Source organism: Nonomuraea sp. NPDC050202, from assembly GCF_040656115.1.
GTDB lineage: Bacteria > Actinomycetota > Actinomycetes > Streptosporangiales > Streptosporangiaceae > Nonomuraea.
This window is the reverse complement of sequence record NZ_JBFALF010000060.1, coordinates 1-24,291: the sequence shown is the minus strand read 5'-3', so window position 1 is coordinate 24,291 and position 24,291 is coordinate 1. Positions and strand designations below refer to the sequence as shown.

15 protein-coding genes and 1 pseudogene are annotated in these 24,291 nt (G+C 69.0%); 14 read left to right on the top strand and 2 right to left on the bottom strand.

Annotated features, from left to right (window positions below):
- Positions 1–270 precede the first annotated feature (270 nt).
- Genes AB0I79_RS59550 through AB0I79_RS59525 form a run of 6 tightly spaced genes read left to right on the top strand, consistent with a single transcriptional unit; the run spans position 271 to position 9,226 of the window.
- Positions 271–2,136: a hypothetical protein gene (locus AB0I79_RS59550; RefSeq protein ID WP_357894378.1), complete on the top strand. Its 1,866-nt coding sequence runs from the start codon at positions 271–273 to the stop codon at positions 2,134–2,136.
- Positions 2,133–4,250: a hypothetical protein gene (locus AB0I79_RS59545; RefSeq protein WP_357894375.1), complete on the top strand. Its 2,118-nt coding sequence runs from the start codon at positions 2,133–2,135 to the stop codon at positions 4,248–4,250. Before AB0I79_RS59550 ends, AB0I79_RS59545 begins: the two co-directional genes overlap by 4 nt.
- Complete coding sequence (locus AB0I79_RS59540; protein WP_357894372.1) at positions 4,247–6,373, top strand: hypothetical protein; 2,127 nt, start codon at positions 4,247–4,249, stop codon at positions 6,371–6,373. The genes AB0I79_RS59545 and AB0I79_RS59540 overlap by 4 nt, the downstream gene beginning before the upstream one ends.
- Positions 6,370–7,617, top strand: a complete 1,248-nt coding sequence (locus AB0I79_RS59535) for a CHAT domain-containing protein (RefSeq protein ID WP_357894369.1) — start codon at positions 6,370–6,372, stop codon at positions 7,615–7,617. Before AB0I79_RS59540 ends, AB0I79_RS59535 begins: the two co-directional genes overlap by 4 nt.
- Before the next feature lie 16 nt (positions 7,618–7,633).
- Entirely contained in the window at positions 7,634–8,212 is a 579-nt protein-coding gene (locus AB0I79_RS59530; RefSeq protein WP_357894366.1) for a hypothetical protein, read from the top strand.
- Complete coding sequence (locus AB0I79_RS59525) at positions 8,213–9,226, top strand: hypothetical protein (RefSeq protein ID WP_357894363.1); 1,014 nt, start codon at positions 8,213–8,215, stop codon at positions 9,224–9,226.
- A 477-nt stretch (positions 9,227–9,703) separates the two neighbouring features.
- On the opposite strand, the gene AB0I79_RS59520 is transcribed toward AB0I79_RS59525, so the two are convergent.
- Entirely contained in the window at positions 9,704–10,627 is a 924-nt protein-coding gene (locus tag AB0I79_RS59520; protein WP_357894360.1) for an NmrA family NAD(P)-binding protein, read from the bottom strand.
- Between the two features lie 95 nt (positions 10,628–10,722).
- Here AB0I79_RS59520 and AB0I79_RS59515 point away from each other — a divergent pair, with 95 nt between their 5' ends.
- The 7 genes from AB0I79_RS59515 to AB0I79_RS59485 all read left to right on the top strand — a co-directional run bounded on the left by AB0I79_RS59515 (position 10,723) and on the right by AB0I79_RS59485 (position 22,434).
- Complete coding sequence (locus AB0I79_RS59515; RefSeq protein ID WP_357894357.1) at positions 10,723–11,289, top strand: TetR/AcrR family transcriptional regulator; 567 nt, start codon at positions 10,723–10,725, stop codon at positions 11,287–11,289.
- A 1,093-nt stretch (positions 11,290–12,382) separates the two neighbouring features.
- Positions 12,383–13,363, top strand: coding sequence for a hypothetical protein (locus AB0I79_RS59510; protein ID WP_357894356.1), 981 nt, complete (start codon positions 12,383–12,385; stop codon positions 13,361–13,363).
- Between the two features lie 612 nt (positions 13,364–13,975).
- The gene (locus AB0I79_RS59505) at positions 13,976–15,478 is read left to right on the top strand and encodes a TIGR02677 family protein (protein WP_357894354.1); all 1,503 of its coding nucleotides are present in this window, start codon (positions 13,976–13,978) and stop codon (positions 15,476–15,478) included.
- Positions 15,468–16,661, top strand: a complete 1,194-nt coding sequence (locus AB0I79_RS59500; protein ID WP_357894351.1) for a TIGR02678 family protein — start codon at positions 15,468–15,470, stop codon at positions 16,659–16,661. Before AB0I79_RS59505 ends, AB0I79_RS59500 begins: the two co-directional genes overlap by 11 nt.
- Positions 16,658–20,584 carry a TIGR02680 family protein gene (locus AB0I79_RS59495; protein WP_357894348.1) on the top strand — a complete coding sequence of 1,309 codons (3,927 nt, stop codon included), beginning with the start codon at positions 16,658–16,660 and terminating at the stop codon, positions 20,582–20,584. The genes AB0I79_RS59500 and AB0I79_RS59495 overlap by 4 nt, the downstream gene beginning before the upstream one ends.
- Positions 20,577–21,785, top strand: coding sequence for a TIGR02679 family protein (locus AB0I79_RS59490; RefSeq protein WP_357894345.1), 1,209 nt, complete (start codon positions 20,577–20,579; stop codon positions 21,783–21,785). Before AB0I79_RS59495 ends, AB0I79_RS59490 begins: the two co-directional genes overlap by 8 nt.
- Before the next feature lie 475 nt (positions 21,786–22,260).
- On the top strand, positions 22,261–22,434 hold the full coding sequence (locus AB0I79_RS59485; RefSeq protein WP_357894342.1) for a hypothetical protein: 174 nt from the start codon (positions 22,261–22,263) through the stop codon (positions 22,432–22,434).
- Between the two features lie 300 nt (positions 22,435–22,734).
- Here the strand turns inward: AB0I79_RS59485 and AB0I79_RS59480 are convergent.
- Positions 22,735–22,991: pseudogene (locus AB0I79_RS59480) on the bottom strand (transposase); the annotation flags it as partial.
- 115 nt (positions 22,992–23,106) lie between these two features.
- On the opposite strand from AB0I79_RS59480, the gene AB0I79_RS59475 reads away from it, so the two are divergent.
- The gene (locus AB0I79_RS59475; protein WP_357894340.1) at positions 23,107–24,201 is read left to right on the top strand and encodes a hypothetical protein; all 1,095 of its coding nucleotides are present in this window, start codon (positions 23,107–23,109) and stop codon (positions 24,199–24,201) included.
- Positions 24,202–24,291 lie beyond the last annotated feature (90 nt).

The following is a 24,291-nucleotide window of genomic DNA, read 5'->3' as shown; positions in this document are numbered from 1 at the left end:
GTCGGTGGACTCAGAGGGCGGTTCGAGAGTTGATGCCCCTTTCGTCGTTGGGATTGGGTGAGGCTGGCTGGGTCAGGCGAAAATTCGACGGATATGCAGGTAAGCGTTTCCCGATAAGCATCGCCTGACAAGTGGGCAACTAACGGACATATCCGTCGTTTTACGCATGATCGCTACCGGAATCCTGGGCATTGCCTCCACAATCCTGGCGTCGTTATTCTGGATCGTTCCTACGAATGGGTGAGGTCGCCGGCAGACCGAGGAGGCCCCGTGCCCGTTCCCTGGTTGTCGGTCCTCCTCATCGGCATCGCCCTTGTCTGCTCGGTGATCCGGATGAGAGAGCAGGCCAGGCGCAGATCCGAGCAGAACATCGTGCTAGAGATCGCGTTACCGCCGCTCGCCGCGCTGCGGCTGCATCTCGTGGCGCTGGCCGCCCTGGTGTGGACCTGTCTCACGTTCGCGATCGACAAGCCGGTCGGTGCCCTGGTGGGTGTGGGAAGCGCGGGTGTCGCGGCAGTGATCTGTGCCGGTCTCGCGCTGGGCGCAGCCGGGATGCCGCAGATCGCCCTTGGAGCGGCCCTGTGCCAGGTGCTGTGGCTGCCGGACTCCGTCGTGACGGCGGTCTGGGCACTGCCGATCACCGTCGGCTACCTGCTCAGGCTGGTGCACATCGGGCCGCAGTACTGGCGGGGCTACCCCTGGTTGCTCCTCCTGCTGGACAAGCAGGGGACCGTCATCAGGGGGAGCATGCCCGCGGAATGGTTCTGGCGCGGCCTGCAGGCCGGGACGGCCGTCGTGCCGGTTTCGGCGGCGGCGCTGCTCCCGGCTCCGGGCCTCGGAACGGCCGACGTGGTCGCCCGGTGGACCGGCGCGCTGGTGGTGGCGGCCGAGCTCACCCTGAGCGGCTGGAACATGCGGGCGATCGCGAACCGCAAGTTCCGCCTGCTCACCCGCATCGGCGGAGTGCTCGGCGCGGTCACCTTATTCGCGGTCGCGGCCAGCCCCGCCGCGGCCTGGGTAGCTGCGCGGTGGGCAAGCGTCCCGTTCCTGACCGGACCTGTCGGCGGGGCATTGCTGGCGGGAGTCGCGACCGGACTGTGGGCGACGCTGGAGGCAGTGAAGAGCCGTAACGCGGTGAGCGGGCTGCCGCGATGGGCCCAACTGCTGCAAGTGGCGCGGACGCCATTCCACGGCGGACTCGCGGCAGTCTGCCTCGCCTTGCTCCATCCGCTGCCCGGGCTTGCCCTGGCCGCTGCTGTGCTGGCTGCCGCGGAGGCCGCTGGCTTGTTCGTAGGCCGCAACCGCCACTACTGGGACCACCAGCGTGTCCGCAACGCTGCATCCTTCCTTCGGGACGACGACCGGGAGGCGCTTCTCGGCGGCTGGCTGCACGACGCGTTCTTGAGTCGTCCGGCCCGTCCCGACTTCTCGCTGGCGCGCACTCTGGGCGGCCTGGCGACCCTGTCCGTACAAGGATGGATGGTCCCCGGGCAGGCGCCCGTCACCGGCGGCGCGCCCGAGCTGAAGCGGCCGCTGACCGGGATAGCCGCCTTACGGTGGACCGACCTCACCGCGCGGGCGCTCGACCTGGTCGAGGCCGAGGTCGTGCCACGCTGCCCGCCGGCGCATCTGGCGGCTCTGGAGCGGGGCGCGGCGGAGGCGCGGGCCGAGCTGTCCTGGAACAGGGCGATCGTGCTGCACCTGGCTGGGGAGACGGCGGCCGCTCTCGACCAGTGGCGCGACGCGGCGCTGCGCTACCGGCGTATCGGCGCTCCGGTCCACGAACTCGTCGCCCGCCTCGTCATGGTCTATCTGCTCGCACTGCCCCTGGCCAGGCCCGCCGACGCGCACCGCGAGCACGCCCGGCTCCGGCAGACGCGGAACCTCCCACCCGCCGTCCGGAAGCTGGCCCTGATCGCCGACGCCGCCACAGCGCTGGCAAGGGGAGACGCGGATGCGGCGCGGCCGGCGCTGGCGACAGCGTCCCGCGCCGAGGCCGGCACCCGGGTGGTTCGCGCCGCCCTCGCGGCCGACGCGGGGCTGCCGGACCCGGACCGGCGGCAATGCATGGCGCTGGCCGTGCTGACTAGCCAGGCGGAGGCGGCACTGCGGGAACGAGGAGGCGACGGCCGATGATCCCAGTCGAGCCACACGTACGGGCGACCCACCTGGCCTACCAAGTCACCGCGGCGATGCCGCTGCTCGCGGCGGCCTTCGCCGCGTACTCCGGTACTTCGTCGCCCGTGCTGCTGATCGCGGTGGCCGCCGGCGTCTCCTGCTCCTACGCCTTGCAGTACAGCGCCTACCGCGAGCTCAACCGCTACCTGGCCCTGCGCAGGCTGGCGTGGGAGCTCGCCATCACCTGGCTCGGCGTCCTCGCCGCCGCGCTCGCGGGCGGGTGGCTGGTGGAGCTATGGCGTGCCGTTCCCGGCCTGGCGGGCGGGGAGTTCTGGATGGCTCTGGCGATCGCCGTCCTGCTGCTGGTCATCTCCCCCTTGGCCTTCGCCAACCAGCACGGGTTCGTGCTCAGCCTGCTGGCCGGGCCGCTGCGGCTGCTGTTCGACAAGGGCCATTTTCTGTTCTGGACCGCGGGGCTGTTCCACCCGGATCCCGGGCTGCTCCGGCTGGCCGGCTGGCTGGCCCTGCTGGGGCTGACACTGTCGTGGGGGATGGCCCGCCAGTCGCGGTTACCGTACTGGCCCGCCCGCGTCAACGACGCGCACGTCCTCATCGACGCCCCGCCGGAGCACCGCGAGCAGATGCGGGGCGCCTGGTTGGCGGACTCGGTGCTGCACCGGGGCAGGCCGGACCTGTCCTTGGTGCACACGCTGCTGGACCAGGCCCAGCGGTCGGTGGTGCGCACGGAGAACCTCATCCTGAGGCTGGTGGGCCTCGACGCCAGCGCGTCCCGGCCAGGGGAGACTGCGCTGGAATGGATCGACGCGGCCAGTGACCTTCTGGAGGAGGCGCGGCGGGCCCTCGGCCCGGCCGTTGAGCAGCCGGCCGCCGTGCGGGCGTTCGACCTGGCCGAAGCCCATGCGGCGGTGGCCAGGGCCGAAATCCGATTCGTGATGGGCCGCCAGGAGGAGGCCATGGTGTCCTGGCGGCGCGCGCACGACCTGTGGACCCGGCATGGGCTGCACAACCTGCGCGCCAACCACCTCGTGTTCTTGGTGGGTCGTCAAGGAGACGGGCAGGCGATGCCAGTCATGAACGCCGAGGACGCCGTCATCGAGCTGGACCGCCTGATCGCCGATCCGGAGCTGACGCCTCTGAACCGCCGCCACGCCATGCTGGCCGCCTCGGTATGCCACGCTGCCCTGGGCCACGCCGCCAGGGCCGCAGAGCTGGCCGCCGCCGGCCGCCGGATCCCGGTGCGCCGCGCCGACATGCGCACGCACATCCGGGAGAGAGTGGCGGCCGGTCAGCGCCCGACGCTGATGCCCGCGCAGCGGCAACTGGACCTGGCCATGATCCTCAACACGAGCACGGCGATCAGGCCCGACGCCTTCGGCCCCACCAAGGTCCTCTTCCTGGAGACGCGCTCCTGGCCGGAGAGCCGGGCCAAGACCCTCATCGTCAGGGGGATGAACCTGTGGCGGGCGGGCCGCCGGGACGCGGCCGAGGACACCCTGCGCCAGGCTGCCGGGCTGCTGAAGGACACCGGACAGACGGCTTACGCGTACTGGGTGCTGCTACAGCTCGGCAGGGCCCAGTACGAGCCGGCGCCGGCCCGTGCCCACCGCAACCTGATGGAGGCGCTCGACCTGCAGGAGTTGCTGCGTGACCAGGTCCTGGACACGCGGCTGCGGATGACGGCGGGCGGCTCCTTTGAGGGCCTGTACGCCGCGATCGTGCGGCTGCTGGTCGAGAGCGCCCCCGGCGAGGACGTCAATAGCTGGCCGTCACGCGGGAACGCCGCAGCCTTCGAGCTGGTCGAGCGCAGCCGCTCCAGGACCATGCTCGAACTTCTCGGCCAGAACCTGCCGCCGCGCACCGGGCCTAAGCACGCCCGGCTCATGCGCGCCGAGAAGGCGGCCAGGCGCAGGCTGGCCGCCTGCCAGGCCGCGATCGGCCCGACCACCACGGGAGAGGAGACAATCATCCAGCTCAGGGCGGCGCGCGCGGAACTGAGAGACGTGCTGGAGCGCCTGGCGGCCGTCGACGAGCGGGGCGCCGAATACGCCCAGCTGCGCCGGGGCGATCCGCGCTCCTTCGACGAGATCCGCCGCGTGCTGGCCCCCCGGTGAACGCCACCGCTCTCGGCGCGCTGCCGCCGGTCCGGCTCGTCCACGCGGGCTATCTCATGGTCGCCCTGACGCCCGCGGGCCAGGCGGTGTTCGCCGCGATGCGCGGCTCTTCCGTGGACCCGGCGCAGCAGGTCGCCACGGGGTTCGCCGTCACGGCGCTGTTCCTGTGGTACTACCGCGTGACCCGGATCCTCACCCGGTTCCAGCGGGCCCGCACGTTGCAGGTGGAGGCCACGGTCGCCGTTCAGGGTCTGGTGCTGGTCGCGCTCACGGCCGAATGGCTGAGCGCGGCCTGGCACGCGCTCCCCTGGCTCGCCGGCCACCTGTTCCTGCCCGCCGCGCTGCTTGGGCTGCTGGAGGTGCTCCCGCTCGTCACGCGCGGCAGGTACACGCCGCCGGGATACACCCGGCTCCTGACCGACAAGGGCTTCCTGTTCTTCGCGCTCGGCGGCTTCTTCCAGCCCGATCGGGGCCTGCTCACGCTCGCGAGCTGGCTGGCGGCGGTCTCGGCCGTGCACCACTGGAAGATGGCCAGGACCGCGCGGCTGCCCCTGTGGCACCTGCGCGACCTCGACGCGCACCGGTTCCTCGACGGCACGCTGATCTCCCTCCCCCGGGCGCGGCAGGCCTGGCTGGAGGACAAGGTCCGGCCCGGCAGGCGGCCGGACCTTGCGCTGGTCCACACGATCGCCGAGCAGAGCACCCGGCTCGCCACCGACGTCAAGAGCGGCGCTGTCGTGGGCCTGCATCCAGGCACCGCCGCGCCGCGTACCGGGCGGGCCGCCCTGGACTGGCTCGACCACGCCGCCGCGCTCCTGGCGGCGGCCGAAGACCACCACGGCGACCGGTCGGCGCCGGCCGCGCGGGCGTTCGACCTGGCCCGCGCCCACTGCGCCGCTAGCAGGGCCGGGGTGCACTTCACCACCGGGGCATGGGAGCGGGCGGCCGCCGCCGCCAGAGAGGCGGCGGCGCTGTGGCAGGCCCACGGCCTGACCGATCTCGCGGCGGCGGAGCTGGCGAACAACGCGCTGGCCTGCGCGCCCGGGAACCTCGCCGTACGGACGCTTCCGCCCGTCGAGGCGCTGCGCGACCTCGTCCCGCTGACCTGCGAGCGCGGCCTGCTCCCGCTCGTCCGCCGATCTGTGCTGCTCGCCGCCGCCGCGTGCGCGACACTGCTCGGCGAGGCCGCCCGGGCGGATGCATGGTCAGCCCAGGCCGCGGCCTCGCTGCCCCGGCGGCGGGACTACCGGGCGCTCAACCGGCTGCGGCTGCGCGCGGGGCTGACCCTCACCTACGTGCCGCGCCTTCGGACGCACCACCGCCTGTTCGAGGAGCTGCCGCAGACGCTCGTCCAGCGTTCGGTGCCGCGCGGGCTGGAGCCCGTCCACCCGCTGCCGCTCCCGCTGATCATGGGCAGTGAGCAGTGGCCGGACAGCGAGGCCAAGCGCATCACCGACCGCGGCCTCACGTTTTGGACGGCGGGACATCGCGAGCGGGCGAGCGACGAGATCGAGCGGGCGGCGGCCCTGTTCGAGGAGACGCACCGGCCGCTGGACGCCCGCTGGGTCCGCTACACCCTCGGCCTGGCGCTCTACTGGACCGACCCGCCCCGCGCCTACCGGAACCTGGTCAAATCCCTCGACCTGCAGGAACGCATCCGCGACCAGGTGGCGGGCGAGGACCTGCGGATCGAGGCGGGCGGCCCGACCGAGCACCTGTCGGCGGTCATCGCCTGGCTCCTGATCCGCGACGGCGAGGTTGAGACGGCCCCTCTGCCCCTGTCCCGCGCCTTCGAGTTCGTCGAACGCTCCCGCTCCCGCGTCCTGCTGGAACTGCTCGGGCAGAACCTCCTCCTCAGGGCTGGGAAGGACCTGGACGAGCTCATCGCCGCCGAGCAGGAGGCGCAGGCCGAGCTGGCGCGCCACCGGGCGCTTCTCGGCGGGTCCGCCGACCCGCAGGCAGCTCTCGCCGCCGCCCTTGCCGCCCGGGAGAAGCTGAACGGTATCTGGGACGAGATCGCCGCCACCGGCCGTGACGGCGCCGAGTACGCCCAGTTCAGAAGAGGAGAACCCGTGTCTTTCGACGATGTCAGGCCGATGCTCGCACCGGACGGCCGCCCGTGACCACGATCCTGGCCGAATACCTGGTCACCGACCAGACCACGCTGCTGTTCGTTGTCCGGCACGAGGAGGAGCAGCCGCGGGTCGAGCAGATCCCCCTCACGCGCGCCCAGCTCAACGCCCACGTGGTCCGCAACCCGTCAGGCTCGGCCGCCGTCTCCCCGTCCGACCCGCTCAACGAGCTGATCGCGCCGCTGAGTCGACACTGCGAGCCGGGCGACACGATCTGGTTCGTGCCCCACGACGTGCTGCACTACCTGCCGCTGCACGCGCTGCTCCTTGGCGACCGGCACCTGATCGACCGCAACCCCGTCTGCTATACCCCAAGCGCGTCGGTCATGCGCTACTGCCAAGCCAAGCGCCGGCCGGGTAGCCGCCGCGTCCTGGTGTACGCCGACCCGCGCGCCGACATGCCCCTCGTGCACGCCCGGGAGCAGGCGCTGGCCATCACCCGCCTGTTCGGCCGCGACGCAGTCTTGCGCATGGGCGCGCAGGCAAGCGTGGCCAAGCTGGAGAAGGACCTCGCTGGCCTCGACGGCCATCTCCGCGTCCTGCACCTGGCCTGCCACGGCCGCTACGACCCCGAACGGCCGCTCCGCTCGGGCGTCTTCCTCGCCCGGGACGGGAGCGACGACGGCAACCTGTCCGCCGAGCGCATCCTGACCATGTCGCTGCCCGCCGACCTCGTGACGATCAGCGCCTGCGAGAGCGGCACGAACGCCCGCCACCCCGGCGACGAGTTGATCGGCCTCACTCGCGCGCTCATCTACGCGGGCGCAGCCTCGGTGCTGGTCAGCCTGTGGGCCGTGGACGAGGTCTCGACCGGCCTGCTCATGCAGCACTTCTACCGCGAGCTGCTGTCGGGCACCGACAAGGCCGAGGCGCTGCGCCGCGCGCAACGTCGGCTGCGCGACATGACGGCCGCCGAGGTCGTCGCCCAGTGCGAGCAGGCCGCTGCGGCGACCGGCGACGACGCGACCGGCGAGGACTGGATCGACGCGCGGCTGCTGCTGGAGGAAAGCGTGGCCGCCGTGCGGTTCAGGGCAGGCGACTACGCCGGCGCGCAGGTGGGCTACGAGCGGCTCCTGCCGCGGGCGTCCGGGCCGCGGCTCCTGCGGCTGGAGATGGGCGAGACCCGGTCGAGGTGGGCCGCGGCGGGCGCGATCGAACGCGCCGACTACAAGCGGAAGATCTACGAAGATCCCTATCATTGGGCTCCTTTCATCCTGGTGGGCGACTGGAGATGACGAGCTGGAGATGACGATGTCCGACACGTTGTTCGCACAGGCCGACGACTTATTTGCGCCGCTGTCGCCGGGTTCGTCCGTGGCGCGGGCCCGCGCCACGCTGGCTGACGGCCTCATCGGCGTGGTCCGGGACGACTCCGGGGAGGTGGTGGCGACGGTCACGGAGGCGGACCTCGCGCGGCTCGACGGCGCCGCCGACCTCCGGCCGGTCCTGGCCTCGCTGCCCCCGGCGATCGTGGCGGACTCTGACGTGACCTTCGCCGAATTCGGCGCATCCCCGGCGGTGACGCTGCTCGACGTCGGGGCGCGCGCGCTGGTGCTGCTCGAAGGCGCGGAGGTGACGGCCGTGCTGCCGGTCGGCGTGGTCGGCGCGTACTTCGCCTCGGAGTCGTACGTGCCGCCCTCCAGCGTCATGACGCCACACGGCGGCAGCACAGACGGCAGCCTAGGACGGCCGAGGACCGGCCTGGCCCACGTCGTTTGTGCCGAGCCGGGCTGCGGACACCTCAACGAGCTGGCCTCGTTCAACCGGCGGCGGTTACCCACATGCGCCAACCCCGACCCGCCGGAACATCCGCTGCGGATCGGAGGCTGAGTGCTCGGCACCGCGCTCAAGGAGACGACAGGGCTGTTCGAGCGCCGGTTCCTGCTCAACGCTCTGCTGCCCGCGCTCGTGCTCATCGGGCTCTGCGGCGCCGTCGTGGTCGGCTCGACGGTCGGGCCGCAGACTGGGCTCGCCGTGTGGAACCGGCAGGACCCCTTGCTGAAGGCCCTCTGCTCGGTCGCCTTCGCGGCGGTCGTGGTGCTGATCGCCACGTGGCTGTCCGGCCTGACCGCGCCGCTGCTGCGCTGGTACGAAGGCGACTGGAACCGCCGCCCGTGGCGCTGGCTCGCGGGGGCGGGCCGCCGCTGGCACACGGGCGTGTTCTCCCGGCTGCGCCCCGAGGACCTCGGCCACTACCAGCGCCTCTACGCCGGCTACCCACCGGACGCTGAGGAGGTCATGCCGACCAGGCTCGGTAACATCCTCAAGAACGCCGCCCTCTACCCGGAGGAGCGGTACGGGATCGACGCCGCGCTGGTCTGGCCGCGCCTATACCCCCTGATCCCAGCCGACCACCGCGCCACGCTAGCCGCCGCCCGCGCCGACCTGGAGTTCTTCCTCACCGTCTCCGGCTTGGCCGCCTTCTTCTCCACGGCCTCTGGCCTCTTCCTGCTGGCCGCCGGGGCACCGGCCGGGCTCTTCCTGCTCTGCCACGCCGGAGGGGCGGCCGTGGCGCTGCTCAGCTACGTGTGCGCCCTGGGCCCGGCACGCCTCTACGGCGAGCACGTCAAGGTCACCTTCGACGTCTACCGGGGCGACCTGCTCAAGCACCTGGGACACGAGGTCTCCTCCGAGGACGAGGAGTGGGTCATGTGGGAGGCGCTCGCCAAGCAGTGGTACCGAGGTGTGCCGGTCGCCGTGACCGTCCGGGCCGCCCATCTGCCGGCCGCCACCGCCCGGCCGCCCCGGGAGACGCCGCGGCGCAGGGTGCGCCTGCCCCTGACCGTCTGGTTCCTGCTCCTCACCGCGCTGACCAGCGCGATGGGCGCACTGCTGCTGGTGTGAGTCACCGCCGCCGTAGGAGAGCGAGAGCAAGTCCTGGTCGACCAGGGGGTTCAAGAGCTCGGTCGTCACCCACGGGGCCTGGCTCGGCATAGATGTGGAGATCGTCGAACGCCATCCCACAGACCACGGGTTCGTTCCCAGCCCAAGCGGTGGGTGGCCGAGCAGACCTACGGCATCCTCATGCTGCACGGCCGACTGGCGACTACGAGCATCGCCCCACCAGCTCCGAATCGCGCGTGTACTGGGCGATGGGCGACGTGATGACCAGACGCCTGACCGGCACCTCCATCGTTATCTTGGGTTGACGAGCGAAATGGCTGGTCAGCTGCTTTCAGGCGTGTCAGGCACGTAAGGCAAGCAGGTGCGCAGGAGTCAGGCGTGGCGGGCCATCTTGACGGCTGAGATCAGCAAGACGATGGCCGGGCAAGGATGAGGACCAGGGCCGGGTGACGCCAAGCAGCCGGCGGCCGCCTCTGGTCAAGCCGCGGGCCGCAGGTGCTGCTGAGCCCATTCCTCGAAGCTGGTGAGCGAGAGGCCGAGGTCCCTGGCGTACTGCGGGCGGGCCGGCTGGCCGGCTATGTTCATCCACTCGTGTGAGGCGCCCATCGCCGGCATTCCGGCGGCTATTGCCTGCTCCTCAGTCATGTCCGGCGCGGACAGGTGCGTGCCCAGCGCGCGGGAGAGAACCTCGGCGATCTCCGTCATCGACAGGTAGTCACTCGCCAGCTCCAGCTCGACCCCGTGGAACCGCTCCGGCTCGGCGATGGCTGCGGCGGCCGCCCTGCCGATGTCGTCCACCGCGGCGAGGGAGAGCCGGGTGTCCGGCTTCACGACGCTCACCAGACCGCCTTCAACGCCCCGCGGGAACAGGAAAGCCATGGACGGCAGGAAGTTCTCCATGAAGAAGCCCGGCTTGAGGATCGTCCAGCGGGAGAAGCCGGCCGCGCGAACCCGGTCCTGGATCGTGCTCTTGGCTCCCAGACTGGCGTCCAAGGAGCCCCAGCGGCCTGCGATCCAGCCAGGAGCCTCGGTGTGCTGACCCGCGCCGCTGGTGGACGTGTGTACGAACTGCGGCACTCCCGCAGCCTGCGCGCCCTCGATGAGGTTGACGGCCTGGGCCACCTCTCCGTCGAAATCGAAACCTTCGGCGGCCAGGGCGGGCATCTGAACAGAGAAGACGGCGCGGACACCCGTGGCGGCCCGCACCACCGCATCGCGATCGTGGAGGTCACCGGGGACCAGATCGGCGCCCAGCGCCTCGACGGCCTTGGCTCGCTCGGTGTCGAGGTAACGCACCAGAGCGCGTACGGGAACGCCTGCAGCGAGCAGGGCGCGGGCGGTGGCGCCGCCCTGCCTGCCGGTGGCGCCGGTGACCAGGACAGGTGCGGAATCTGCAGGCATGGTGCTCCTCAGGGCCATAAACGGCGGGGGCCGCCGTTTTCTGTGCGATACGATATGGCGGGCCCCGCCATTTAGCAACTCTGGAGATGACGCCCATGCCCGACCGCCAGCGCGTGGACGCCCGGCGCAACTACGCGCGCATCCTCGCCGTGGCCGAGGAGGAGGTCGCCGCGTACGGGGCCGGCGCCTCCCTGGAACAGATCGCGCGCATCGCGGGGGTCGGCTCGGCCACCGTGCGCCGCCACTTCCCGACCCGTCGGGCGCTGCTGGAGGCGGTCTCCCATCAACGCATCGAGGCCCTGGCCACCCGCGCCCGTGAGCTGACAGGCAAGGGTGACAGCCGTGACGCGCTCCTGGAATGGCTCAGTGACGTCGTCGCCTACTGCGTCGCGGCCCGAGGGCTGGCGGCGGCACTGGCCTACGACGGGGCCGAGCCCGACCCCGTACACGAGAACACCTGCTCGGCGAGGATGACAGAGGCGGGGCATCCCCTGCTGCAGCGCGCCGTGCAGGACGGGGCGGTGGCGGAAGATGTCACCGTCGCCGACCTGATCGCGCTGATCGTCGGCGTCGTCCTCGCGACGGAGCACCACCCTGACCCGGCGGCCCGCGCGGACCGGCTGTTCCGGCTGGCCGTGGCGGGCCTGAGCCCGCGGGGCTGAGAAGCCTGCTCGAAAAGACCGTCCCTCATCCTGCCTGCTTGATACGAGCCGTCAGGCGGCGAAGCGGCGGCGGGCGAACTCGAGTGGCCGATGGCTCCTACGCTGACCCACGGCATGGAACCCGATGGCCGGAGTTCCGCAGCTCCTGGCGGCGCTGGTGACATGGTTGTGGGCAACAGACCAGGTGAGCGGCGTTCGCGGTGGTGACACAAGGAAATCCGATCCGTGTCACCAGGAACGCTGAACGCCACCTTGATCCTTGACGTCGTCCGAGGCCAGGGTGGTGCGTGTCACCGGTGGCGACACGAACTGCCGAACCCGGGGATGACTGCGCCCGGGTTAGGGAGATGGTGGGGTGGGGGTCGACGCCGCCCTCATAGCGCTGGTCGACTACTGACCTGGGAGAACCCCGCTAACGCCGGATTCCGTTCCAAATCTCTTTCCGGCCGCAATTTCAGCCGACGAAGTCTCCGACTGGTTGACCTGCCCAACATGCCATACGGACCCCCAGATACTGTGCGTCAAGCAGCCGCTCACACTACTTGAAGTACTTGCCGAACGACTGAGAGCCACCAAAGATAACCGCAGAGCCCTGGGCTGAATGAAGCACTGAGGCGTCCGGCACAACTCCGTAGCGCTACTTCCCGTTCCTGATCATCATGCCGCACCAGTCGAACAGCTCAGCACGGGGCTCTTCCTCTTCCGGCCCACCGCAGTCTTGTTTCCTCGAGTGGCCGAAGGTCGCGTCGCCTGGCCGTAGCAGTCAGCCGCTCTGCTTCATCGTGCAGGGCCTCAATAAGGAGGAACTCAAGACACAATTCCTCCAGGCCGTTCGCTATTTCCACAAAGGCCTCCTCATAAACAGACGCCCCACGCGCCTCAATCGTTGACAACGTGAGCAGCCTCGATGGAGGAATCGACTGAGGAGTTTTCCCCATACCGGCCGCCGACCACGTTGACCACAACACCCAAAGTGGGCCTCTACCAGGCATGACGCCGCTATACCCGCGACTTTGGGAACCTCCCGGTTGTCGGCGCGACCGGTTACCGTCAAAGGACCAACCTCCCATCCCCCTGCATGGAAGGCCCCGCGGTGAAACAGCGCACCCAGGTCGAGCAGGACGCCTCCCAGGCGTGGATCTACGCCGCCAACTGCCTGCTGTATGAGAACGACCCCGGCCCGGCCGTGCTCAACGTCGGCAGCTTCGACGAGCCCCGCATGGTCCCCCGCTCCCAGGCGTGGCAGCACGCCTACGCCCTCAACGTGCTCGTCGACTGCGACGGCGATCATGCCCGGCTGTTAGCCGCCGCCCAACACTGCCGCGACGACGCCAACCGGGAGTCCGGCTTGTCCGCCCAGCGCGTACGGAAGCTGGTGCGCGCTGCCGACTTGTGCGAGCAGGCGGCCCGCATGGTCGAGCAGGCTGGCGCCGTGCACGATGACAAGGCACGGCGTCGCCTCGTGGCCGCCTGTAAGCACGAGACCATGGTGATAGCGCTGGGCGTGGTGCCCGGCGTCGCCGAAGACAGCGCGCAGGACCTGCTCGACCAGCTCGCCGAGATTGACGCCGAACCCGACCCACTGCCCGAGGAGGCCCGGCAGGCTGCCCGGCACCTGGCCGGCCAAGCCCACATGGTGGGGCGGGAGGGCGGCCCCCAACCATGGCGCGCGTTCTTAGGGTGGATCAGCCGGGGCCGGTTCGGCCGACGCCGTGGCTGGCCAGCCATCCCCCTCCTGGGCACGCCGTGGCAGGACACCGTCTCGGCCGAACGGACCGACTGGCGGACACGCGCCGCCAAGCTGGGCAGCGAGTCGGCATTCGCGGTCGACTATCGGATCTGCCGCCGGTGCCAGCTCGGCTGGGTGGAACATCCCTACACGATGCCCGAATACCAGCGCTGCGGACTGGCCAGCGCCGCCCTAACCCAACTGCGCGCCGAACACCCCGGCCTGTCCTGGCACACGCTCGGCGGCCACTTCCGCGAATCCCGGCCGTTCTGGGCGGCAGTCGGCCAGGGCGTGCGCGGCGGCTACCAGCAACGTGAGCTCTGTCGGCACGTCACGCCCGGATGACCATCGGCGCCGGATCGTCCAGACCCGAAGTCACATACATCAGCGAGCCGACCTTGTGACCACCTCATATGCCGTTCAGTCGAAAGGAACCTGCGGCCGCGCTGGACTTCCCATGGGACTTGTGGGTTGTGGTGAGGACATCCGCGTCGGTGGGATGTTCGGCGGCGGGGTTCGGTTGGGTAAGTCGTACGGGCGAAGCCCGTTCCCTTATAGAGGTGGTTGCGGGAGCGGCCGGCATCGCCGGCCGCTCCCGCCCTCAAGGAAATTTACTTTGTAAAGGCGGCCTCACCGGGTGCCATATTCATGCACCCGGTGACTCTCCTCGCGTGGTTTGTAAGGCACGGGCTTCGCCCGTACGTTCTTCAAAAACCGGGGCCGACCTCGGTGTTTGCCTCTACACGAATCGGGGGGCCTCAGTTATGCCCCGGCGGCGAGCTCGGGTGAGCGGCCTCGGATTGCTGGCGTGTCCGGCTACCGCCGCCAGTGTCCACCATCCTCAGAGCAGGCTGGCTGTGAGGCGTAGATACCTGGTGTGACCGATGTTCAGATTGTCCCCTCGGTTTGGGCAACGCTTGGCCCGCTCCCCATTGACAACGACACAACCGTGGCATTGTGACGGAATACTCACGAACTGTGATGTCTCATGCACCGATACAGGTCTTCGCCCACCTCGACACCGCTAACGCCATGCTCTATCGCCGGATCATGACGGTGTTCATGGCGAACAAGCGCCGCTTCGTGGTGCACCTACGCCCGGAGGACGTTGCCCAGGCGCTGCTGGATGACGGCGATGAACCAGTCACCCAGCAGCGGGTGGACAACGCGCTCGTGAGCCTGACCGGCTGGGACAACCTCAAGGCCGATCCGGATACCGGTCGCGTGATGACGGTGGAGGACTTCAACCGGCCCCGCTCCCTCTACCAGCTCACCCGCAAGGGCGAAGCGGCCGAACTAGCGCTGGAGGTGTTCGATCAGGAGCTGGGCCGCCGGGGTGAGTTGCAGGCGGTGGCATTGGAAGACATCCGCGTCCGGCTGCACGCCCTCGCTGCCCTCGGCGGCAACCCGGATCCTGCCGTCGTCCACAACCTGCTCCTGGAGATCATGAACCGGCTGACCAGCCTGGCGGCCAACGCCAGCGCGTTCATGAGCGGCATGCAGCGGACCATCGAGCTGCAGGACGTTGCGGAGGAGGCATTCCTTGGCTACAAGGACCGCCTGATCGCCTATCTGGAGCGGTTCGTCTCAGAACTGGTGGTCAAGGCCTTCGACATCGCCGAGCAGATCCGTAACCTGGACCAGGCGGATGCTCTGCTGACCCTGGCTGCCACCAGGGAGGCCGGCGATGTCGCACCCGAAGGGGAAGAGCAGCCGGTCCAGCTGAAGCTGGCCGAGTGGCGTGATCGCTGGTCAGGATTGCGGTCATGGTTCATCGGCGATCGCACGCGACCCTGCCAGGCCGACCTGTTGCGGGCCACGGCACGGCAGGCGATTCCGGATCTCCTGGCTACCATCAGCATCTTGCACGAACGCCGCACAGGACGCAGTGACCGCTCGGCGGACTTTCACACTCTCGCGCGGTGGTTTGCGCAGTGCCCGACCGAAGCCGACGCCCACCGCCTCTGGCGGGCCGCCTTCGGTCTCGCATCCGCACGTCACCTGGCTTGCGAACTCGGCGATGACGTCGAGGTGCCCGCTGCTACGAGCTGGGTAAACGCGCCGAAGGCGGAGATTTCGGCACGGCTGCGCGCCACCGGCTACTACGCCAAACGAGGCGCCCCGAGCAAGGTCATCGACCGCAGCAGGCAACGCGAAGAGCTAGCGGCGTTCGTGACCGCCGAGCGTGAGCAGACCGAGCTGGCTCGCAAGCGCCTGGCGACCGGCACCATCATCCGACTGAGTGCGCTGCATGTCCTGGATCAGGCGGAGTTCCGGCTCTTCCTCCGCCTCCTGAGGGAGACCTTGTCGCAAGGCCCAGGTGAGGTGGACGCCCTGACTGCGGACGGAAGCCTGGAGGTCCGCCTCAAACCGGTGGACGGCTACGCAGAGATCCATACCGAAGAGGGTGTCCTCCGCGGGCCCGACTACGAGATGAGGATCACCGACCGTGCGAAGTGAGCTCGGCGCTTTCAACGCACAGCAACGAGAGGAACAGCGCCGCAAGGCGGTTCGTGCGCTGCTCCGACGACCCCTGCTGACACCCGAGCTGGAGGAATTCCGGCTCATTCGCATCCATCAGGGCTGGCTGGCCGACTGGTTCGCCAGGGAGACCGGCTGGACGTTGTACGCCGACGCGTCGGTAGCTCGCCTGCGCAAGGTTCCGCTGCGCCATGCTGACGGTACACGGCCAGCGCAAGCCAAGGGCAAGTCGGCGTTCACGCGCCGCCGATATGTGCTGACCTGCCTGGCCCTGGCCGTGCTGGAGCGGGCCGACAGCCAGATCACGCTGGGCCGGCTAGCCGAGCGGACGCTTGCCTTCGCTGCCGATCCAGAGCTGACAACGTGCGGGATTGTCTTCACGCTGGGCAATCGGGAAGAACGAGGTGACCTGGCGGCGGTGGCGTGGCTTCTGCTGGAGCTCGGGGTACTGCGCAAGGTCGTGGGCGACGAAGGCGCCTACATCGGCGGCTCAGGTGACGTTCTCTACGATGTGGACCGCCGGGTCCTCGCGGTTCTGCTCGCGGTCCGGCGCGGCCCCTCCACCGTCGACGCCCACGATCCCGGCACACGACTCAAAGCGATCACTGAGGAGCTGCTTCCGGAGACCGACGAGGGCCGCGACCAGCTGATCCAGCACGCGCTGGCCCGCAGACTGCTGGATGACCCAGTGCTCTACTACCGCGAGCTGACCGAGACCGAACGTCTCTATCTGGATCGCCACCGTGAGCCGCTGCTGCAGCGGCTCCTCGATGCGACGGGGTTTGTCGCCGAGGTGCGAGCCGAGGGCATCGCACTGCTCGACCCCACCAGGGAGGCCACCGACCTGGGCATGCCGGATGAGGGCACCGATGGGCACGCCACCTTGTTGCTGGCTGAATACCTCGCACGGCAGATGCGGATATACCCGGATACGCCGGTGGAGGTCGCCGAGGCACGCACGGAGATGGAACGACTCGCCGCACGGCACCGAGGGCCGTGGCGGCGAAGGAAGGCGTCGGTGCCGGAATTGACGTCCGGGGCCACTGATCGTCTGGCGGCGTTGGGCCTCATTCAGGTCAGAGGCGATGTGCTTATCCCGCTGCCGGCGCTGGCCCGATTCGCCTTCGGCGAGGCCGTCATCATGGAACGGAAGGGCGCATGAGCACGCGATGGCAACCGGTCCGGCTGGGACTGGTGGACCTGTTCTACTACGACCAGCAGGAGTTCCGTTTCCGCGACGGCCGGATCATGTTCTTGGGTAACAACGGGACAGGCAAGTCGAAGGTGCTGGCGATGACGCTGCCTTTCCTGCTGGATGGTGAGCTCACGCCGAGCCGGGTGGAGCCCGACGGTGACCCGGGCAAGCGCATGGAATGGAACCTGCTACTCGGCGGCCGTTACGGGGAGCGTCTAGGGTACACGTGGCTGGAGTTCAGCCGCGTGAACGAAGACAGCGAAACGATGTATTTCACTGTGGGATGCGGACTGAAGGCGGTGAAGGGCAAGGGCATCGCCGACCGATGGTTCTTCGTCACCTCCCAGCGCATTGGTGAGGATCTGCGCCTCATTGGCGCGAGCGGTGCTGCCCTGCCACGTGATCAGCTCACCAAGGCGATCGGATCGTCCGGACAGGTCGTCGGGAAGGTATTGGATTATCAACGGCTGCTCGATGAGAACCTGTTCCATCTGGGCCAGGAGCGTTACGAGGCCCTGGTCAGCCTGCTCATTCAGCTGCGCCAGCCACAGCTGTCCAAGAAGCCGGACGAAAAGAGCCTGTCGCGGGCGCTGTCCCAGGCGCTGGTACCGGTCGACCAAAATCTCATCACCGACGTAGCCGCCGCCTTCCACGACCTAGAGCAGCAGCGGCAAGAGCTGAACGGGCTGCGGGAGACACATGACGAAGTCCACCGCTTCCTGACCTGCTATCGCCGCTACGCGTCGGTGGCGGCCCGCAGGACTAGCGCCGCCCTGCGGGCGGCCCAGGTGGTCCACCGGCGCCTTCACCAGGAGAGCGGCGCGGTCGCTGAGCTGATCAAGAAGTCGTGCCGGCTGGAGACTCAAGCCGAAGCCAGCCGCGAGAGCGTGGAGCTCGAACTGGCCGAGCGGCAGGCAGCCAGAGAGGAACTGGCCGGAGACACGCGGATCAAGAATCTCGACAGCGCGGAGCGCTACGCCGAGGAGGCCGACCAGGCCGCCACAGACGCGGTGGAGGCGACCGAGCGGGCCGAAGCCGCGCTGGCCCAGCGCACCGCCAAACACATCGAGGCTGAACGGGCCGCCGAGGTGACAGGCAGGAACCTCGATAGCCGCAAGGAGAGTGCGGCCGCGCTGGCCGAGGCGGCCGGGCTGAGTACGCCACACGAAAGCTTCCTGGCGGACCCGATGGCAGAGACGGCCATCAGGTGCGCGATCCACGCACGCGGGCAGGCGCTCGCGCACGTCGCCACGCTGGCCGACACCGCCGCCGCCCGTGAACGGGACCTTCAAGCCGCTCTCACTTTGCTGAGCAAGGACGAGACAGCACGCGACAGCGCGGCAGACAAGCTGGCCACCGCCCACGAGAACCTAGTCACCGTTACCGCGGCTCACGTCACCAACTGGCGGCGGTACGGCATGAGCATGCGTGAACTGACCATGCCTGATCCGCAAGAGTACGACCTGGCCGGTTGGCTGGAATCGCTAAGCGGACCCCACCCGGGTGAGTCTGCGCTTCGCGAGGCCGGAAGACGCGCCGGGCAGGCCCTCGCCCGCTCGCTGGCCGACGCCTCGCGCGCCCTGGAGGCCCGCCGCGCCGAGCACGCCACACTCCTCGCCGAGCGCGACCGGCTGGCCAGAGGCGAACCCACTCGGCCGCCCGTGCCGCACACCAGAGAAGCAGCCGTCCGCGAGGGGCGCGCGGGCGGCCCGCTATGGGCGCTGGTCGACTTCCGAGCAGAGGTTTCGCAGGACGAGCGCGCCGGAGTGGAGGCAGCGCTGGAGGCGGCCGGCCTGCTGGACGCCTGGATCGCCCCGGACGGGCGACTGCTCGACCCCGGTACTCATGACGTGATCGCCCTGCCCGACCAACCGGCGGCAACTCCCCTGAGCCGAGCGCTGCGCAGCGACGACCCAGCGGCGCGAGCAATCCTGGACAGCATTGGGTTGGGCGTGCAGCCAGGCCCATACGTCTGCTTCGACGGACGGTGGCGGCTGGGACCGCTCCACGGCGCATGGGCCAAACCCAGCGCCGAGTACGTCGGTGCCACCGCCCGCGAGCAGGCTCGGCAGCGCCGGCTGGCCGAGCTGGCGACGCTCGTCGAGCAAGCCCTGGCGGAGGTGAGCCAGGCCGAAACGGCGGTCGCAGGGATCGAGGCACGTCAGCGGGTCGTTGACGCCGAACTGAGCGGTCCCCCAGCCGACAGCGAGGTGCGCGAGGCACACGCGGACCTTGCCGCGGCCACGATGCGTTATCACGACGCCGCCGCCAGAGTAGAGGAGCAGGAGAACGAAGCCGTCTGGGCGCGGGAGGACCTCACCGCGGCGTTGGCCGAACGCGACCGAGCAGCTGCGGACACTGGCCTACCCGCCGATCATGCCGGTCTGGGGCACGTTCGTGAGGCGTTGACCGGCTATCGGCAAGCAGTCACCGAGCTTGTCGCCGCCGCCCATCTGCATACCGGCCGCCTGACCGAGCTCGCGACCTGGGCTGCCGAACTGGTCCAGGCAGAGCGCGAGCGGGACCGGAAGCGGGAGGCGGAACGCGCGATGGTCGTTCGTGCCAAGCAGGAGAACTCCCGGCTGGCCACGCTTCGTGAAGCCATCGGCGCCTCTGTGGAGGAACTGCGGTTGCGGCTGGAGCACACCAAGACCCGCATCGCCGCGCTGACCAAGGAGCTCAAGCGCCTTCATCTTGAGCAACGCAAGGCCGCCGATCAACGGGCCAGGGCCGAGGGCAGGCAGGAACAGCTGACGGAGAACCTGGCCGAGGCGGTCGCCACACGCGAAACCGCGGTCGAAGGTCTGCGCCGCTTCGCCGGGACCGGCCTGCTCCCCCTGGCCTGCGAGGTAGAGCTCCCGAGCTCCTGGACGCCCGACCCTGCGGTACGGCTGGCGCAGCGAATCGAACAGACCCTGTCTGAGGTCGAGGCATCCGACGAGGCCTGGCAGCGGGTACAGGACGACACCACCCGCCGGTACAACGAGCTGGCGGAGGCACTCACCCGCCACGGTCATCACGCCGTGGCCGGGCTGTCGGACTGGTTCGTCGTCACTATCCAGTTCCAGGGCAGGGAACGTCCCCCTGGCCAGCTGACCGCGCTCCTGGAAGCCGAACTCGACCACCGCGAACGCACCCTCACCGCACGCCAGCGGGAGATCGTCGAAGAGCATCTGGTCAACGACGTGGCCGCCCACCTGCAACAGCTCATCGCCGAGGCCGATGAGCAGGTGGAGCAGATGAACGCCGAACTGCAGGAGCGGCCCACCTCCACGGGTATGCGGCTGCGCATGTCATGGGTCCCCGCCAAGGACGCCCCCGCTGGGCTGCCCGAAGCCCGTAAACGACTGCTGCGCCAGGGCAAGGACATGTGGTCCCCGGAGGACCGGGTCGCCGTCGCCGATTTCCTGCAAGCGCAGATCGAGACGGAACGCCACAAGGACAAGCACGGCACCTGGACCGATCATCTACGTCGAGCCCTGGACTACCGCGCCTGGCACACCTTCGTCATCAAGCGCTACCAGGACGGGGACTGGCGAGCGGCCACCGGCCCCGCCTCCACCGGCGAACGCGTACTGACCGTATCGCTGCCGCTGTTCGCGGCGGCCTCCGCCCACTACCGCTCTGCCCATCCGCACGCGCCACGCCTAGTCATGCTGGACGAGGCCTTCGCCGGAGTCGACGACAAGGCCCGAGCCGCCTCCCTGGGCCTGCTGACTACCTTCGACCTGGACGTAGCGATGACCAGCGAACGCGAATGGGGCTTCTACGCCACCGTCCCAGGCATCGCCACCCACCAACTCGTCCGCCGCGACGGGATCGATGCAGTCCACGTCACCACCTGGGAATGGGACGGCATCCAAGCTCGCCGGGTCAACCCCCATGCATGATCTGGTACGGCTGCGCCGCACGCTCGGTGTGCCAGGTCTGACACGGCTGGTTTCGCAACTCGTGGCCCGGATCGAGCACGGCAGGCCGTTCGACGCGCCCGTGATTCTGCGCGCGCCTTCCACAGAGGAGCGCCGAGCGGTATCCGAACTACTCGGCCGCCTTGACCGCGGGGGCACCAACCTGACCGTAACCCCGCAGGCCATCACGCAGGCGCTGCGACGGGCAGGCATCAGTGACGATCTGCGCGCGGCCGTGCTGACCCTGAGTGGACCGGTCACCATCCGCTCTGATGAGCGGGAACGTGAGGACCGAGCGCGCGTAGAGGCGCTGAGGCTGCTGACGCAGTCCCCTCATGCCGGCGAAGCCTGGTTCTCCCAGTGGATCGCAGGGCTAGCGACCGACGGCACGTTGACCCGACTGGTACGGCAGGGCGGCGACCTAGTTCAGCAGGCGCGTGCCGTCATCGACCTGCTACCTGTGGACGAGTTGCCGATCAGTGTGTTCGCCGAGCAGGCCACTGGCGATACCAAGGCCCTGGCCGGGACACCGTTGGCCAGGTTCATGCTCCGCGCGCTTGCGATCCGCGCAGAGTTGCCTGTTCCAGAGTCGGCAGCCTCGCGCCGGATGGTGTGGGAGTCGGTGGGCGTGATTGAAGATGACCTGGCCAGCCAGGTGCTGGTACTCGGGCTACGCGCAAAAGGTTCGCCGCTGGGTGAGTGGCTGTCCACCGCGGCGGAAGCGTCCGTCCCCTTCCGAATTACCTTGCACCAGCTCACCACGCTGCCACTGCAGATCACCTCGCCACAGGTCTACGTTTGCGAGAACCCCGCCGTACTGCGTGCAGCGGTGAGCTTGGGGCCAAGCCAGACGGCTCTGATCTGCACGGAAGGCGTTCCTTCGCTGGCCTGTCACCGGCTGCTCGCTGCATGCGCTGGCCGCACAGTGCACTGGCGTGGCGATTTCGACTGGACGGGGCTACGGACCACCGCGTACGCCGTGACCTCCATTGAGGCAAAGCCATGGCGTATGGACACGGCCACCTACGAGCAGGCGCTGTCTCGAGGCGGGTCTGAACCCTTGAAGGGAAGTCCAGTGGCCAGTTCTTGGGCACCTGATCTGGCGGGGCGGATGCTGGCGGCTGGGCGCGCTGTCATGGAGGAACGGATCGTCGCCGAGTTGATCACCGATCTGGCGCGATAAGATCCGGCCGCTCACCGATTGGCCACGTCGCCGCACGCACGGGGCTGTCGGCGGTCAACACCGGCATGCAGCTGTGATGGCGGTGCTCTGGTTGTAGGCCGTCACGATGGCGCTTGTGGGTGCGCTGCTCGCGATGATCCGTAGGGCACCAGTGCGCATGTCAGCAGGCCGGAACGGCCTGCGAGCCGGCGCTGCCTCTCGGCTGGGCAGGGCTGGCCAGGTGCCGAGCTACTTAGCAGAACCGGCGGCACCAGTGGGTGCGCCTGAGGACGGACTTGCTACGGCGATCGTTGTTGTCCGGTCTTCCCCGCGATCGGGGCGCTGTGGTGGTTGATCTTCGGCGTTGACGGGCCCTGGGCTTGAGACAAAGCCCTAGCGAGTGAGCGAATCTCCGACTTACACGCCTGCCAGGACCGAGGAGTTTGTCGCCGACGTCCGTCAGTAGAGGCGACGACCCACCCCGAAGGAGATCTCAATGATCAACGACCCGGCACTGCAGGCCCTGGACAGGCTCGTCGGCACCTGGAAGATCACCGGAGGGCATGAGGGAACGGTGACCTATCGCTGGCTGAACGACTTCTTCCTGCAGCAGAACGTCCAGCTGGGCGACACGCACGGCTTCGAGATCTCGGCCGGGAGCGGAGGTTGATGGCCGAGCCCAGCGCCGACCTCAAGTCCGCTACTACGGCGATGACGGCAGCACCCTCGACTACACCTATGAACTCCAGGGCGACACCCTCACCATCTGGGCGGGTGAGCGGGGTTCTCCCGCCTACTTCCAGGGCGTCTTCAGCGCCGACGGCCGCGCCCTCACCGGAGCCTGGGTGTACCCGGGCGGGGGCGGCTACGACTCCAACGCCGAACGCGTCGACTAGGTCGTGCTTCATAAGGAACTGAGCCACTCGTTGATCGCGGCGATGGTGAGTGTGGCCTCGAAGCGGACAGCGAGCTTGTCGTACCGGGTGGCCATGGCGCGGTTGCGTTTGAGCTGGTTGATGCCGCATTCCACCGCGTGCCGCTGACGGTAAAGGCCGGGATCGAAGGCGGAAGGTCGCCCGCCCCTGGAACCTTTGGCGCGCCTGCTGGCGTCCGGGTCGGCCTTGCTCGGAATGCACGCCTTGATCCCACGCCGGCGTAAATGAGCCCGGTTGGCCTTGCTGGGGTAGGCCTTGCCGGCCAGGACTCGATCGGGCGGGTCCGGGGCCGAGACATACACCCTACAGTGCATTCTGTACGATTACCCATTGGTAACCGCCTGGCGGTCGTTGCAGACCGTTGTGACACCAGATCATTGCGTCGCTACCTCGACCCCAGTAGCGTCATGGAAGTGCTCGCGAGTCTCCTGCCAGGCATACGGGACCTGCGCACGCCTCTGACGGTGGGGTACCTGTGGCTGATATGCGGCTGGCTCTGGTTCCGCGATGTGCTGCCGCAGCGGGCCACGGCTCGCGGACCGATTGCCGACCTTTACGACCTCGATGGGATCCTGCCATCGGGGACCTACTTAGCCGCGCTGACGTTCATTGCCTACTTCTTAGGCTCAATCGTCGAGCTCGACATTGCCGCAGCGCGGTGGCTCGACCAGGTCAGGCCCAACCGGTCAGCCTGGGAGGCGGTCGCTGACCGGTTCCGTATCCGCCTCGACGACACCGAGGGCGTGACACCCGAGCGTTACACGGCGGCGGTAGCGGCGTGGCAACGCGCGACGCCCGCCCGGACCACCAAGCGCGTCACGCTGCGGGCCAACGTCACCACAGACAAGGCGCGGCTAGAGCTCGGTGACCGGGACGACGGCTTAGCGCAGATACGGGCGGAGCAGGCGCGGATACGGGCAGAGGCGGATGCTCGAGGCCTGGGCCTCCCACTGCCCGAGAAGAGCAGGATCGTGCACCAGCATGAGACGTGGACCCACGAGTCCCGCGTCGACGGCGTCTGGAGACGCATGCATCGGAGCGGGTCTCCGACAGGCGGGGCGCTCGTGGAATGGCGTGGCCCTCAGTTGCCCGTTGCCCATGACACTGTCACAGGGCTGCCAGCCCTAGCGATCGCCGCGCTCTACTCTCTGTGGGACGAGCTGCCCGACCTCGCGACTCGACTGCTCGTCGAACGGCCAGAGGTCTTTGACCGGTACGACCGGCTGCTTGCGGAGGCATCACTCCGTATCAACATGTTCCTGCCTTTGGCCGCGCTTGTGGGCACACTGGCGCTTCGCGTGCACTGGCTGTGGTGGTTCGGGCTGGTTGCGTGTGCCGCACTGCTCTACCAGGGGTTCGTGCAGCGATCCCGGGCCCTCGCGGTGGTACTGGACTCAGTTGCTATCCGGCTGATCGAGTCACCCACGATGGTGGCGGTAGCTGCCGCTCAGCACGGCGAGACCGACAGCGACCCCACCGCGGCGGCCTCTAGGGCGAACTAGGAATGTCCTGAAGATCTTGGTGGGCTGGCCAGGTGGGGTTTCGGGATTCAGACTCGGGTCATGATGGGTCGTCGGAGGGTTCCGGCTGGG